Source organism: Micromonospora sp. NPDC048871, assembly GCF_043198155.1.
GTDB lineage: Bacteria > Actinomycetota > Actinomycetes > Mycobacteriales > Micromonosporaceae > Micromonospora.
The window spans coordinates 880,797-895,281 of sequence record NZ_JBICUM010000002.1; the positions used below are offsets into that span (position 1 = coordinate 880,797).

At 71.7% G+C, this 14,485-nt stretch carries 10 protein-coding genes; 8 read left to right on the plus strand and 2 right to left on the minus strand.

All coding sequences use genetic code 11. From position 1 onward, the window contains the following. Positions 1 to 14: 14 nt before the first annotated feature. The 3 genes from cobU to ACGFIK_RS08540 all read left to right on the plus strand — a co-directional run bounded on the left by cobU (position 15) and on the right by ACGFIK_RS08540 (position 4,023). Positions 15 to 1,901 (plus strand): bifunctional adenosylcobinamide kinase/adenosylcobinamide-phosphate guanylyltransferase, encoded by a 1,887-nt coding sequence (gene cobU, locus ACGFIK_RS08530; RefSeq protein ID WP_327024745.1) that lies wholly within the window; start codon positions 15 to 17, stop codon positions 1,899 to 1,901. Beyond that, positions 1,891 to 2,667: an adenosylcobinamide-GDP ribazoletransferase gene (locus ACGFIK_RS08535; protein WP_393338432.1), complete on the plus strand. Its 777-nt coding sequence runs from the start codon at positions 1,891 to 1,893 to the stop codon at positions 2,665 to 2,667. The genes cobU and ACGFIK_RS08535 overlap by 11 nt, the downstream gene beginning before the upstream one ends. Positions 2,668 to 2,733: 66 nt before the next feature. Further along, a complete protein-coding gene (locus tag ACGFIK_RS08540; RefSeq protein ID WP_393338434.1) occupies positions 2,734 to 4,023 on the plus strand; it encodes a DUF2314 domain-containing protein in 1,290 nt (429 codons plus the stop codon). Positions 4,024 to 4,028: 5 nt separating this feature from the next. On the opposite strand, the gene gcvT is transcribed toward ACGFIK_RS08540, so the two are convergent. Beyond that, complete coding sequence (gene gcvT / locus ACGFIK_RS08545) at positions 4,029 to 5,153, minus strand: glycine cleavage system aminomethyltransferase GcvT (RefSeq protein ID WP_393338436.1); 1,125 nt, start codon at positions 5,151 to 5,153, stop codon at positions 4,029 to 4,031. Positions 5,154 to 5,315: 162 nt separating this feature from the next. Between gcvT and ACGFIK_RS08550 the strand changes: the two genes are divergently transcribed. Next, entirely contained in the window at positions 5,316 to 6,884 is a 1,569-nt protein-coding gene (locus ACGFIK_RS08550; protein ID WP_327024741.1) for a leucyl aminopeptidase, read from the plus strand. Positions 6,885 to 6,946: 62 nt separating this feature from the next. Here ACGFIK_RS08550 and ACGFIK_RS08555 read toward each other — a convergent pair whose 3' ends face one another. After that, positions 6,947 to 7,276 (minus strand): hypothetical protein, encoded by a 330-nt coding sequence (locus ACGFIK_RS08555; protein WP_327024740.1) that lies wholly within the window; start codon positions 7,274 to 7,276, stop codon positions 6,947 to 6,949. Positions 7,277 to 7,457: 181 nt separating this feature from the next. Between ACGFIK_RS08555 and lpdA the strand changes: the two genes are divergently transcribed. The 4 genes from lpdA (at position 7,458) to ACGFIK_RS08575 (ending at position 14,447) form a co-directional block, all read left to right on the plus strand. Then, on the plus strand, positions 7,458 to 8,849 hold the full coding sequence (gene lpdA, locus ACGFIK_RS08560; RefSeq protein ID WP_327024739.1) for a dihydrolipoyl dehydrogenase: 1,392 nt from the start codon (positions 7,458 to 7,460) through the stop codon (positions 8,847 to 8,849). A gap of 73 nt (positions 8,850 to 8,922) precedes the next feature. Further along, complete coding sequence (gene sucB, locus ACGFIK_RS08565; RefSeq protein WP_393338441.1) at positions 8,923 to 10,743, plus strand: 2-oxoglutarate dehydrogenase, E2 component, dihydrolipoamide succinyltransferase; 1,821 nt, start codon at positions 8,923 to 8,925, stop codon at positions 10,741 to 10,743. Between the two features lie 286 nt (positions 10,744 to 11,029). Beyond that, on the plus strand, positions 11,030 to 12,358 hold the full coding sequence (locus ACGFIK_RS08570) for a low temperature requirement protein A (RefSeq protein WP_327024737.1): 1,329 nt from the start codon (positions 11,030 to 11,032) through the stop codon (positions 12,356 to 12,358). Positions 12,359 to 12,677: 319 nt separating this feature from the next. Beyond that, positions 12,678 to 14,447 (plus strand): hypothetical protein, encoded by a 1,770-nt coding sequence (locus ACGFIK_RS08575; RefSeq protein ID WP_327024736.1) that lies wholly within the window; start codon positions 12,678 to 12,680, stop codon positions 14,445 to 14,447. The last annotated feature ends 38 nt before the right edge of the window (positions 14,448 to 14,485 follow it).

Genomic DNA, 14,485 nt, shown 5'->3' on the forward strand with positions numbered 1-14,485 from the left:
CGTAAGGTACGAGCATGTCCCTCGACGGGTGGAACCGGGTCCTGGTGCTGGGCGGCATCCGCTCCGGCAAGTCGCAGTACGCCGAATCCCTGGTGGCCGACGCGGCCACGGTGCGGTACGTGGCCACCGCAGCCGGTGACGACGGCGCGGAGTGGGCGGCCCGGCTGGCCGCGCACCGCGACCGCCGACCGGCAAGCTGGAGCACCGAGGAGACCGCGAGCGACCCGCGTCGGCTGGCCGACGTGATCGCCACCGCCCGGGCGGACGAGACCCTGCTCGTCGACGACCTGGGTGGCTGGGTGACCGTCCTGCTGGACCCCGCCCACCAGCCGGCCGACGACACCACCACGATCGAGGAACTGGTCGCCGCCATCCGGGAGTGTGCGGCGCGACTGGTGCTGGTCAGCCCTGAGGTCGGGCTCAGTCTGGTGCCGACGACCCCGCTGGGCCGGGCCTTCACGGATGCGCTGGGGCTGGTCAACCGGGCCGTGGCGGAGGTCTGCGACACCGTGCTGCTGGTGGTCGCCGGCCAGCCGTGCCAGCTCAAGCCGCCCGCCACCGTGCCCGCCGCCGACCCGGCCGGTGCGGGAGTGCCCGCCCAGACCGGGCCGGTCGGCGATGTCAGTGTGCCGGCCTCCCCGGCGGTGACGACGCCGCAGGCACGGCCCGCAGCGCCCGCTGTGGCGATCATCCCCGGAGGGTCGCTGCCGGTGGCGGCCGATGGACCGGAGATCGGGCCCGGGATGGAACTGCCCATGCCCGACCTGGACGCCGGGCCGCAGGCCCTGGAGCGGCTGGCCGGTCTGGACCTGCCGGGCCGTGGGTTCGGCGTGCTGGAGCAGGTGGTCGCCTTCGCCGCCACCACCCAGGGCACTTCGACCCCGCAACCCTGGGAGTCCGTACGGGTGCTGCTGGTGCACGGTGACCACGAGGGCGGTTCGGCGGCCGGTACCCGGTCCGGTGATTCGGCTCGCCGCGCCGAGCAGGCCCGTTCCGGTCAGGGGGTGCTCGCCCGGCTGGCCGCCGAGAGTGGAGCGGCGCTCCAGGTGATCGAGGCCCCGACGGCCGCACCGATCGAAGACGGGCCGGCCCTGACCGCCGAGCAGGTCGAGTCCGCGCTGCGCTACGGCTGGCGGCTGGCCGAGGAGGCCGTCGACGCCGGCGTACAACTGCTGGTGCTGGCGGCGTGCGGCGCCGGCACCGAGGCCGCAGCGGCTGCCGTCCTGGCGGCGACCGCCGGGGCGGAGGCGCCCGCCGTGCTGGCCCGGGTGATCAACCGCGGGGAGTACGACGATGTGGCCTGGATGGCCCGGTGCGCGGCGATCCGGGACGCCCTGCAGCGCTGCCGGGGCACCGCCCGGGAGGCCAAGGAGGTGCTGGCCCAGGTCGGCGGTGGCGACATCGCCGTGGCCACCGGGATCCTGCTGGGCGCCACCGCCCGCCGCACTCCGGTGCTGCTGGACGGGCCGGTCGGCATGGCCGCCGGGCTGGTCAGCCGGGATCTCGCCGGCCAGGCCCGGCACTGGTGCCTGTTGGCCGACCACGGCGGGCAGCCCGGCATCCGGCTAGCAGCCGACGTGCTCGGCCTGACCCCGCTGGCGGAGCTGAAGCTGGACCTCGGTGAGGGCGCGAACGCGCTGACCGTACTGCCGATGCTGCGCTCGGCGCTGACGCTGGCCGCCGCGCTACCGGCCCGCCCGGACCCGGCCGCCGAGGTCCCGACCGAATCGGTAGAGCCCGACTCCCCCGAGCCCGACTCCCAGGAGCTTGACTCCCCCGAGCCTGACTCCCAGGAGCCTGACTCTCAGGAGCCTGACTTCCGGGAGCCGGAGCCGGAAGGGCCCGGGCCGACCAGCACCTCAGCCGCCTCGGCGGACCACTCCGGCTCGCGTGCCGGCTGACCTGCGGCTGCTCGGCGACGGGGTCCGGCTGGCCCTGACCACCCTCACGGTGGCACCCGTGCGCGCCGGCAGCGTCGACCGGCGCACGGCGGGTACGGCGATGACCCTAGCCCCGGCCGTCGGCGCCCTGCTGGGACTGCCGGTCGCCGGGATTCTGCTGCTGCTCGGCGCGCTCACCGCACCCCTTGTCGCCGCCGGGGTGGCCGTGGCGGTCAGCGCCCTGCTCACCCGGGGCCTGCACCTGGACGGGCTGGCCGACACGGTGGACGCCCTGGGGTCGTACCGGCGGGGACCGGCCGCCCTGGAGATCATGAAGAAGCCGGACGTCGGCCCCTTCGGGGTGGTCGCGCTGGTGCTCGTCCTGCTGGTGCAGGCGGCGGCGCTGGCCGAGTTGGCCGGTGGCGAGGCTCCGGCCGTGCTCGCGGCGATCGTCACCGCCACCGCAGCCGGTCGCCTGGGCGTGACGGTCGCCTGTCGACGGGGGGTTCCGGCCGCCCGCCCGGAAGGTCTAGGCGCGCTGGTGGCCGGCACGGTCGGCCCGGTAGCCCTGGCCGCCGGCATCGCCGGGGTCACCCTGCTGGCGGTGGCCGCGGTGCCGGACCGTCCCTGGCAGGGGCCGCTGGCCGTGCTCACCGCCCTCGCCGTCGCGGTAGCGGTGCTGCGACATGTGGTACGCCGACTCGGCGGGATCACCGGCGACGTGCTCGGCGCCGAGGTCGAACTGGTCACCACGCTGGTCTACCTGGGACTGGTGCTGTCCGGCTGAGCCGGACCACCGGTGGCGGGTAGCGTTTCCCCACGACAGCACCGGCACGCCTGGCAGGGGAACCTCATGCTCATCACCGACGACTTCCTGCCCGTACCGGTCCCCGAGTCGCTGAACGCCACCTACCTGGTGCCGACGACCGGGCTGCCGGCGGTGAGCGCCCGCACGGCGGTACGGGGTCTGGCCGGTCGGCTGGCCGAACCGGTGCACGGGCTGGCCAAGCAGATGCTGGACAGTCCACTGATGAGTGTCGACGTACGCCCGATCAGCGAGTTTCCGGAGCTGCCGCCGGACCTGCTCACCGCCTTCGGCGCCAGCCAGGCCCAGCTGGATCGGCTGGCCGCGGCCACCCATCTGGTGGTGGTGCAGGCCGAGTACCGACCGGGGTGGCCCCCGGCCCACGAGTGGGCGGCCCGGGCGGTGGCCGCGGCGATCGCCGAGGCGGTCGACGGCGACGTGGTCGACGTGTTCGGGTTGCAGTTCCTGGACCCGGTGGCGGCGCTGCGGTCGTTGCCGGACGAGCGGGGCCGGGTCCGCCTGGTCGACTGGGTGCTGGTGCCCTACTCCTCCGACGCCGAGGGGCTGTGGTTCACCACCAAGGGGCTGCGCCGCTTCGGTCTGCTGGAGTTGCAGACCCAGGGGGTACCGGACCATCTGACCCGGGCCTGGGGCGCGGTGATGACCGGAGCCGCCCGCCGACTGCTGCGCGACTGGACCGACGGGCTCAGCGGCGAGGAGGTACCCGCCTTCGTGCAGCTACCCGTACTGGCCACGGTGACCGGGCATGACATCGCGGTGGCGTACGGCAATCCGGAACAGCACGGGGCGACCGCGCCGGTGCTGCTGCGGCTGGAACTGGACCCGGCCACGGATCCGGAGGCCGACTCGTTCCTCAGCCTGCGCCCACCGGCCGGGCACCCCGGCCCGGACGGGCGCTACTTCGCCGCCGCCTGCGCCACCCTCTTCGCCGGCATCCAGCCCGATGTGCGGTACGCCCGCTCCGGAGACGCGATGAGCCGGGCGATCGCCACCGCCCGCGCCGGCCTGGGCGACATCCGGGCCCGCTTCCGCGCCGGCCAGCTGCCACCGGAGACCCAACTGGTGGTCAAGTACGGGCTGCCCGGCGAGGACGGTCCCGAGTACGTCTGGGCCGGGGTGACCTCCTGGGACACCCCGGAGCGGGTGGTCGGCGCCAGCGCCAGCGACGCCAACACCGACCCCACCGTACGCATCGGTTCCCCGGTGGTGATCGAAGCCACCGACATCGTCGACTGGGCCCTGCTCGACTCCACCGGCGTCATCGAAGGCGGCTGGACCCAGGCCGTCCTGGACGCCGGCGAGAAACCCACCCCCTGACGGGGTTATTTGACGGAGGGGTGGGTGAAGGGAGGGCGGGTCAGGTGGGCGGGGGTGCGGCGGCCCCGGATGTCCACCTGGAGTTCGGCGCCGTCGGGGAGGGCCGGGGCGGTGTCGATCAGGGCCAGGGCGATGCCCTGCTTGTTCGTGGGGCTGAAGGTGCCGCTGGTGACCGTGCCTACCTGGGTGTCGCCGTGGAAGACGGCCATGCCGGGGCGGGGAATGCCCCGACCGGCGATGGTCAGGCCGCGCAGCGTACGCCCGGGACCGGCGGCCTTCTCCGCTAGCAGGGCCTCGCGGCCCCAGAAGGCCGGCTTGTCCCAGCCCACCGCCCAGCCGGTGCGGGCCTGCACCGGGGTGATCTCCAAGGACAGGTCCTGCCCGTGCAGGGGGTACCCCATCTCGGTACGCAGGGTGTCCCGGGCGGCCAGCCCGCAGGCCTGGGGTGCCGGCTCGGCGGCGAACAGGGCGTCCCAGACCGCTACCGCGTCGGCGGCCGGGATGACCAGCTCGTAGCCACGCTCGCCGGTGTAGCCGGTCCGGCACACCGTCAGCTCGACCCCGTCCAGGGTCGCCGGGGAGAAGCTCATGTACTCGTGCCCGGTGGGCAGGCCCAGGGCCTCCAGCAGCTCCGCGGAGCGGGGCCCCTGGACCGCCAGGATGGCGTACGCCTCGTGCTCGTCGGCGATCGTGATCTGCGGCGGGGCGGCGGCGCGCAGTCGGCGTACCACCTCGGCGGTGTTCGCGGCGTTCGGGATCAGGAAGACGTGGTCGTCGGCGTACCGGTAGGCGATGATGTCGTCCACCACCCCGCCGGTGGCCTCGTCGCAGCAGAGGGTGTACTGCGCCCGGCCCGCCTCGATCCGGTTCAGGTCGTTGCTGAGGCAGGAGTTGACGAACTCCACCGCCCCCGGGCCGGTCACCCGCACCTTGCCCAGGTGCGACACGTCGAACACGCCGACCTCGGTCCGTACCGCGGTGTGTTCCCGCAGCACCCCGCCGCCGGCGTACTCCAGGGGCATCTCCCAGCCACCGAAGGGGGCGAACTTGGCGCCCAGGGCGGTGTGCCGCTCGGCCAGCGGGGTACGACGCAGCCGGGTCTCGACGGCGTCGGTGGTCACGTCGGTCATGGGTCGCAACTTACCGGGAACCACCGGTCTGGTTAGCATCGGCGGGACCCCCGGGGATGATCCGGCGGGCAGCATGAACGCCCGGCGGGTGACCATCCGCCGCCAACTCCATCGCCGGTACGCCACGATGCGACCGGCCCGGCCTGCCCGGGAGCAGCTTCCGTGACATCGTCCAGCACCACCCTGAGCCTGGTCGACACCGACCCCGCCGAACTCGCCGTCGACGCGATCGTGATCGGTGTGCACAGTACGACCGGCGAGGACGCCACCACCGGTCCCGCCGGCAGGCTGCTGCTCGCCAGCGGCGCGGAGAGCATCGCCGCCGCCTTCGACGGCAAGTTGACCGAGACCCTGGCGCTGCTCGGCACGACCGGCGGCCCGGGTGAGGTGATCAAGCTGGCGACCCTGGGCACCATCACCGCCCCGGTGATCGCCGCGGTCGGCCTCGGCCCGGAGCCCAGCGGTGCGGCGCCGGCCCCGGAGACCTTGCGCCGGGCCGCGGGGGCGGCGGTACGGGCCCTGGCCGGTGCGACGAAGGTGGCGCTGGCCCTGCCGCTGCCCGACGACGCCGACGCGTGTGCCGCGGTGCGTGCCGTCGCCGAGGGGGCGCTGCTGGGTGGGTACCGGTTCGCCGGCTACAAGACCCGGCCGCAGCCGGCCCGGCGGGAGCCGGTGGCCGAGGTGCTGATCGCCGTGCCGGACGCCGCGGACGCCGGTGCCCGGGCCGAGGTGGACCGGTCCGTGGCGGTGACCAACGCGGTGCGGGTCACCCGGGACTGGGTCAACACCGCCCCGAACGATCAGCGTCCGCCGGTCTTCGCCGAGGCCGTCGCCGAGGCCGCCCGGGCTGCCGGGCTGGGGGTGGAGGTGCTCGACGAGGTAGCGCTGCGCGAGGGGGGATACGGCGGCATCATCGCGGTCGGGCAGGGCTCGGAGGCTCCGCCTCGGCTGGTGAAGCTGACCTACACCCCCGCCGGGGGTGGCACCGGCAAGCGGGTGGCGCTGGTCGGCAAGGGCATCACCTTCGACACCGGCGGCATCTCGATCAAGCCGGCTCAGGGCATGTGGGAGATGAAGTCCGACATGGCCGGGGCGGCGGCGGTGGCCGCGACCATGCTGGCGGTGGCCGACCTGAAGCCGCCGGTGGCGGTGACCGCGTACGTGCCGATGGCGGAGAACATGCCCTCGGGCACCTCGTACCGGCCGGGTGATGTGATCACCATGTTCAACGGCAAGAAGGTGGAGGTGCTCAACACCGACGCCGAGGGCCGGATGATCCTCGGCGACGCGATGGCCCGCGCCTGCGCGGACGGCACCGACTACCTCTTCGAGACCTCGACCCTGACCGGTGGGCAGGTGGTCTCGCTGGGCAAGCGGATCTCCGGTGTGATGGGTACCCCGGAGCTGTGCGAGCGGGTCCGTACCGCCGGCGACACCGTCGGCGAGCCGGCCTGGCCGATGCCGCTGCCGGAGGACGTACGCAAGGGCATGAACTCCGATGTAGCCGACATCTCGCAGGTCAACGCGGGCATGGAGCGGGCCGGGCACATGTTGCAGGGCGGGGTGTTCCTCAGCGAGTTCGTCACCGACGAGGTGGCGTGGGCGCACATCGACATCGCCGGCCCGGCCTACCACTCCGGCGAGGCCACCGGCTACTGGACCAAGGGCGGCACCGGGGTACCGGTGCGCACCCTGCTGCACCTGATCGAGGACATCGCCGCCAACGGCTGAGCTGCGAGAAGGGCCCCCTGCTCGACGCATCGCGCCGGGCAGGGGGCCCTGTCACATGTCGGTCAGTACAGCTCCGGGCGGCGCTTGCGGCGCTCGTTGTAGTCCCGCATGCGCTGCGGGTAGCCCATCAGCGCCACGTCGTAGACCGGGATGCTCAGCCGGTAGGCGAAGCGCCGCGCCCCGTCCGGCCCGTTGATCCGCCGCCGGGTCCACTCGCCGTCGTCGGCGATCAGGATGACAGTGGTCTCGGTAACCGTGGTACGCGGCTCGATGTACGCCTCGACCCCTTTGCGGGTCCGGACAAAGTTCTCAAGATGCTCCAGATCGGCGCGATTGGCCGTACGGTCGGGTTCGGCCGCTCGTGCCCGCTTGCGTCGCCGGAACAGTCCCACTGAGCCGTCTCCCCACCTGTCCGCGTCATCGAAGGCAGTGCCAAGGGTACGTGGCACCAACGTGTCATTGGGCACCTCGGTACGCGCTCTCGACCCGGTGGTGACAAGATGGCCGAGGTGGGGTGTATCCCTGTTACCCCGCCGTGACCCCCGATGCAGCGAAGCGACCTGGGAGTTGAACGTGAGCGAGCCGAACGACGCAACCTTCGACATCGTCATCCTCGGAGGTGGTAGCGGCGGCTACGCGACCGCGCTGCGCGCCGCCCAACTGGGCCTGTCGGTGGCCCTGGTGGAGAAGGGCAAGCTCGGCGGCACCTGCCTGCACAACGGCTGCATCCCCACCAAGGCGCTGCTGCACGCCGCCGAGATCGCCGACCAGACCCGCGAGTCCGAGCAGTTCGGTGTGAAGGCCGAGCTGGTGGGCATCGACATGGCGGCGGTCAACTCGTACAAGGACGGGGTGATCTCCCGGCTCTACAAGGGCCTGCAGGGTCTGGTCACCGGCAACAAGGCCATCACCTTCATCGCGGGCGCCGGCAAGCTGGTCGCGCCGAACGCGGTCGAGGTCGACGGCAAGCGGTACACCGGCCGCAACATCGTGCTGGCCTCCGGGTCGTACGCCAAGAGCCTGCCGGGCCTGGAGGTCGACGGCGAGCGCGTGATCACCAGTGACCACGCCCTGGTCCTGGACCGGGTACCCAGCTCCGCGATCGTGCTGGGCGGCGGCGTGATCGGCGTGGAGTTCGCCAGCGTGTGGAAGTCCTTCGGGGTGGACGTCACCATCATCGAGGCGCTGCCCCGCCTGGTCGCCGCCGAGGACGAGGAGTCCTCGAAGGCCCTGGAGCGGGCCTTCCGCAAGCGGAAGATCAACTTCAAGGTCGGCAAGCCGTTCGAGAAGGTCGAGAAGACCGACAACGGCGTCAAGGTGACCATCGCCGGCGGCGACACCGTCGAGGCCGAGCTGCTGCTGGTCGCCGTCGGCCGGGGCCCGAACACCGCCAACCTCGGGTACGAGGAGCAGGGCGTCAAGATGGACCGCGGCTACGTGCTGACCGACGAGCGGCTGCGCACCAGCGTGCCGAACGTCTACGCCGTCGGCGACATCGTGCCCGGCCTCCAGCTCGCTCACCGGGGCTTCCAGCAGGGCATCTTCGTCGCCGAGCAGATCGCCGGGCAGAACCCGGCGGTGATCGACGAGGCGGGCATCCCGCGCGTCACCTACTGCGACCCGGAGCTGGCCTCGGTCGGCCTGACCGAGGCGAAGGCCAAGGAGCAGTACGGCGCCGACAACATCAAGACCTACAACTACAACCTCGGCGGCAACGGCAAGAGCCAGATCCTCAAGACGACCGGCTTCGTCAAGCTGGTCCGGGTCGCCGACGGTCCCGTGGTCGGCGTGCACATGGTCGGCGCCCGGGTCGGCGAGCTGGTCGGCGAGGCGCAGCTGATCTACAACTGGGAGGCGTACCCGGGTGAGGTCGCGCAGCTGGTGCACGCCCACCCGACGCAGAATGAGGCTCTGGGCGAGGCGCACCTGGCCCTCGCCGGCAAGCCGCTGCACGCACACGCCTGACCACGAGGTAATCCGCGGCGTCCGGCGACGGGCGATGATCCCCCCACCAGGGAAATGAAGGAGTCTGGAGAACATGCCGGTATCGGTCACCATGCCCCGGCTCGGCGAGAGCGTCACCGAGGGCACCGTCACGCGCTGGCTCAAGCAGGAGGGTGACACCGTCGAGGTCGACGAGCCGCTGCTCGAGGTGTCCACGGACAAGGTCGACACCGAGATCCCGTCCCCGGCCGCCGGCGTGCTGACCCGCATCGTGGTGGGCGAGGACGAGACGGCGGAGGTCGGCAGCGAACTCGCGGTGATCTCCGGCGAGGGCGAGTCGGCCGGTGGCCCCTCCGAGCGGCAGGCCCCCGCCGAGCACCAGGAGTCACCCCCCGCCGAGCAGGCCGCCGAGGCTGCCGCGCAGCCGCAGGCCGAGGCGGAGCAGTCGGCCGTCGAGGAGCCGGCCGAGCAGCCGGCCCCGGCCGCCGCCGGATCGGGCGAGGGCACCCCGGTGCAGATGCCCGCGCTGGGCGAGAGCGTCACCGAGGGTACGGTCACCCGCTGGCTCAAGCAGGTCGGCGAGACCGTCGAGGTGGACGAGCCGCTGCTGGAGGTCTCCACCGACAAGGTCGACACCGAGATCCCCTCGCCGGTGGCCGGCACCGTCCTGGAGATCAAGGTCGCCGAGGACGAGACCGCCGAGGTCGGCGCCACCCTGGCCGTGGTCGGCACTGCCGGTGCCGCCCCCGCCGAGGCCAAGCCCGAGCCGAAGCCGCAGGCGGAAGCCAAGCCGGAGCCGAAGGCCGAGCCGGAGTCCCGGGTCTCCGAGCCGACGCCCGGTGTCTCCTACAACGAGCCGGCCGCGGAGGCCGAGACCTCGGCGGAGCCGGCCAAGGCCGAGCAGGCCGCCACTCCCCCGGCCCCGACCGCCCAGCCCACCCCGGCGCCCAGCGCCAACGGCGAGGCGGCCGGCTATGTGACTCCGCTGGTGCGCAAGCTGGCCAGTGAGCACGGGGTCGACCTGGCCACGGTCAACGGCACCGGTGTCGGTGGCCGGATCCGCAAGCAGGACGTGCTGGACGCGGCGGAGAAGGCCCGTGCCGCCAAGGCCGCACCTGCTCCGGCCGCAGCCCAGCCGGCCCCGGCCCCGGCCGCTCAGGCCAAGCCGGCCGCCAAGCCGCAGCCGAGCGCCAAGCGGGGCACCACCGAGAAGCTGCCCCGGATCCGGGCCGCCATCGCCAAGCGGATGCACCAGTCGCTTCAGGAGACCGCGCAGCTGACCACGGTCGTCGAGGTGGACGTCACCAAGGTCGCCAAGCTGCGGGCCCGGGCCAAGGACTCCTTCCTCCAGCGGCACGGGGTCAAGCTGTCCTTCCTGCCGTTCTTCGCCCTGGCGGCCATCGAGGCCCTCCAGACGTACCCGATCGTGCAGGCCCAGATGGACCTCGACGCGGGCACGATCACCTACCCGGACGCCGAGAACCTCGGCATCGCGGTGGACACCGAGCGGGGCCTGCTGGTGCCGGTCATCCACAACGCCGGTGACCTGAACCTGGGCGGCATCGCCAAGCGCGTCGCCGACCTGGCCGAGCGCACCCGGACCAACAAGATCAGCCCGGACGAGATCGCCGGTGCGACCTTCACGCTGACCAACACCGGCAGCCGGGGCGCGCTGTTCGACACCCCGATCGTGCCGTCGCCGCAGTCGGCGATGCTCGGCACGGGTGCCGTGGTCAAGCGCCCGGTCGTGGTCAACGACCCCGAACTGGGCGAGGTCATCGCGGTCCGCTCGATGGTCTACCTGGCCATGTCGTACGACCACCGCATCATCGACGGCGCCGACGCGGCCCGCTTCCTGACCGCGGTCAAGGAGCGGCTCGAGGCCGGCAACTTCGAGGCCGAACTGGGCCTCTGACCCACCACGAAGGGCGCCCCCGGTTCACCGGGGGCGCCCTTCCACGTCCGTCCCCCTCCCTCCCCCACCCTCCCCCTCCCGCCTCGCCCGGACCAGCCCGGACCAGCCCGCCCCGTCGATCTTGCAGTTTCGGTCGCCGAATTGTCGGCATGCACCCCTTATGCGGCGACCAAAAGTGCAAGATCGACGAGAAGATCGGCGACGGGCTCGGGGACGGGGGTGTGCGGGGCAGGGGTGGGGGTGGATTTTGGCGCGGGTGGTGGGGTGAGCTTGGGAAACTCGGGCGGTGAGCGACAGGGGGCGGCGGGGTCGGCTGGGGCCGGCCGTCGGGATTGCGCCGGGGGCCCGGGTCGACAAGTTCGAGATCTTCTTCGATCTGGTGTTCGTCTTCTCGTTCTTCAACATCGCCCGGACCACGGCTACCGAGCTCACCGGGCGCAGCCTGTTCCACGCCCTGCTCGTGCTGGCGGTGCTCTGGTGGTGCTGGGTGGTACACACCGTGGTGGCCACCCGGGTACGGATCGGCGAAGGCTTCGTGCCGGTGCTGATGGTGGCCGGCATGGCCGCGCTGTTCTCGTTCGCCCTGGCCCTGCCGCAGGCCTTCCAGAACTCGCACGGCACCCAGGCCGGGCCGGTCGTCGTGGCGGTCAGTTACGTGGTCATCCGCGCCGTGCACCTGGCCCTGTTCGTGCACATCCTCCGGGACAACCCGGCGGAACGTCGGCAGCTGATCCGGTACGCCCCGGAACTGGGCCTGAGCACCGTTCTGCTGCTCGTGGCGGCGCTGCTGCCCGGCCAGCTCGCCGACTCGGGCCTGGCCGAGGTGATCCGGGACGGGCTGTGGGTCACCGTCATCCTGCTCCAGTACGGCACCGGCCTGCTAGCCAGCAGTTGGGGCTGGGAGGTCACCTCCGCGGAGCACTGGACCGAACGGTACGACCTGATCCTGATCATCGCCCTGGGCGAGTCGGTGATCTCCATCGGCCTGGGCAGCAACCTGATCGGCCAGCCGCCCACCTGGCCGGGGATCACGGCGGCCATCCTGGGGATCGTCTTCACCGCCGCCCTGTGGTGGCTGCACTACGACGTGATCGGCCCGGCCGCCCGGATCGCCCTGCACGCCACCCGGGGCCGGCCCCGGGTGCTGATGGCCCGCGACGCGTACGCGTATCTGTACCTGCCGATGATCGCCGGGATCATCCTGTTCGCCCTCGGCGCCGAGGGCATCGTGCACGACATCGCCGAGCCGGGGGTGCCCTTCAGCGAGCCGGCGCACGGCCCGGACGTGCCCCTGCTGTACGGCGGGGTGATCTGCTATCTGGCCGGCAACATGCTGTTCCAGCTGCGTACCCTGCGCACGCTGTCCTGGCTGCGGCTCGGCACCTTGGCGGTGTTGGCGGCCAGCATTCCGCTGGCCATGAGGCTGCCCGGGCTGGTCACCATGGGTCTGCTCACCGCGATCTGCCTCGGCCTGGTCATCGCCGAGGTGGTGCTGATGACGGAGGGCCGGCAGGCGCTTCGCGCGGTGGTCTACGAGGAGCGGACCGCGCACGAGGCCCATGAGGCCGCCTACCGGGCCCGCTGGCACGAGAACCCGCCCGACACGACACTCTGAACCCTGCCGCCCTCCACACCCGACTGTCCGAAAGACATCAGAATGCCGCCGGAGAGACATCGAGCCGCGACCCGGTAGCCGTCCGGAAGACACCGACTTGCGCCCCGGTGAGCATTCGACGAATGGCGGATGATCCACGAGGATTCCCCGGGCTGTTTCCGGTACCTGACGGAAACCACCTGCTTGCGCTCCCACCTGGCGTTTTCTTCACCCGTTCGGCGGAGACGGCGCGGGACCCGTGATCGGTACGGTCCTACGCACACGACGCGTCCTTCCTTATGGAACCCCCCGCGTCGGTCGTTCCACCGAAAGGCAGGCAATGACACTTCGATCCCCCTCTCGGCCCCGCCGGGGTCGGCAAGTCCTCGGCGTGATCGCCGCCGGGCTGCTCCTGGCCGGTGCCCTGCCGGGCACCGCGTCGGCTGCGGAGCCCGATCCGCGAGTCGGGCTCGGGGCCGGCTGGCTCGACGCCGAAACGGCGATCAGCAACCTGGAGCACCTGGCCAACCGTCCCAAGCCGGCGGGCTTCGTCGACCCCAACAACCCGGGCGCCGGCTCCTTCATCGCCTCGGACCTCGGTTTCGGCGGCAAGTACGCCGTCCTGGGCAACTACAACGGCTTCAACATCATGGATGTCTCGAAGCCGGCCGACCCGACGCTGGTCACCAGCGTGGTCTGCCCGGGTGGCCAGGGTGACCCCTCGGTCTTCGGCAACCTGGTCTTCATGTCGGTCGAGGAGACCCGCGGGCGCGTCGACTGTGGCACCAACAGCAGCGTCGGCACCCGGTTCCAGGGCGTCCGCATCTTCGACATCAGCGACGTGCGCAACCCGGTGCAGGTCGCCGCGGTGCAGCTCTGCCGCGGCTCGCACACCCACACGGTGGTGACGGACCCGAAGGACAAGAAGCACGTCTACATCTACAACTCCGGTACCGCCGGGGTGCGGCCGGCCACCACCATGGAGGGCTGCAACAACAACCCGGCCGACGGTGACAACCCGTCGCGCTGGCGCATCGAGGTCATCAAGGTTCCGCTGGCCGCTCCCCAGCAGGCCGCCGTGGTGAACGAGGCTCGCCTGTTCACCGACCCGGCGACCGGCCGGATCGACGGCCTGCAGAACGGCCCGACCACGCCGCGTCACCCGTCCGGTGGCAACTGGTCGCCGTCGCCGAACACCAACACCTGCCACGACATCACCGCCTACCCGGCGATCGGGCTGGCCGCTGGTGCGTGCCAGGGCAACGGCATCCTGGTGGACATCTCGGACCCGGCGAACCCGGTCCGGATCGACGAGGTCTCCGACCCGAACTTCGCGTACTGGCACTCGGCGACGTTCAACAACGACGGCACCAAGGTCATCTTCACCGACGAGTGGGGCGGCGGTAGCGGTGCTCGCTGCCGCGACACCGACCAGCCGGAGTGGGGCGCCAACGCCATCTTCGACATCGTCAAGCGCAAGATGGAGTTCCGCAGCTACTACAAGCTGCCGGTTCCGCAGACCCTGGCCGAGAACTGCGTCGCGCACAACGGTTCGCTGATCCCGGTCCCCGGCCGTGACATCATGGTCCAGGCCTGGTACCAGGGCGGTCTCTCGGTGTTCGACTTCACCGACTCCGCCAACCCGCAGGAGATCGCCTTCTTCGACCGCGGCCCGATCAACCCGGACCGGATCGTCAGCGGCGGCTACTGGTCGGTGTACTGGTACAACGGCAACCTGTTCGGCAACGAGATGGCTCGCGGCCTTGACACGTTCGCGCTGAAGCCCAGCGAGCACCTGTCTGCGGCCGAGATCAAGGCGGCTACGCAGGTCAAGCTGCCCGAGTTCAACGCCCAGCACCAGCCGAAGATCAAGTGGAAGCCGAGCTTCGCGGTCTCCCGGGCGTACTTCGACCAGGCGGTCCGGGCCAAGAGCCTGAGCCGCACGCAGGCCCACGTGGTGGACCAGCTCATGCAGCAGGCTGAGAAGTCCGCTTCCAAGGACCTGCGCCTCGTGGCGAAGATCCAGCTCCTCGCGGCCTCCGCCGCCGTCTGGGGGCCGGAGAACAAGGAGCTGAAGAAGTCCCTCCAGGACCTCCGTAACTCGCTCTGATCTGTTCCTGAAGTAGAGGGGCACCTCGGCTCGAAACC

Excerpts from the sequence above, each read along its gene's own strand:
- cobU (WP_327024745.1), top strand. The coding sequence starts at position 15 with ATGTCCCTCGACGGGTGGAACCGGGTCCTGGTGCTGGGCGGCATCCGC.
- ACGFIK_RS08540 (WP_393338434.1), top strand. The coding sequence starts at position 2,734 with ATGCTCATCACCGACGACTTCCTGCCCGTACCGGTCCCCGAGTCGCTG.
- gcvT (WP_393338436.1), bottom strand. The coding sequence starts at position 5,153 with ATGACCGACGTGACCACCGACGCCGTCGAGACCCGGCTGCGTCGTACC.
- sucB (WP_393338441.1), top strand. The coding sequence starts at position 8,923 with ATGCCGGTATCGGTCACCATGCCCCGGCTCGGCGAGAGCGTCACCGAG.
- ACGFIK_RS08575 (WP_327024736.1), top strand. The coding sequence starts at position 12,678 with ATGACACTTCGATCCCCCTCTCGGCCCCGCCGGGGTCGGCAAGTCCTC.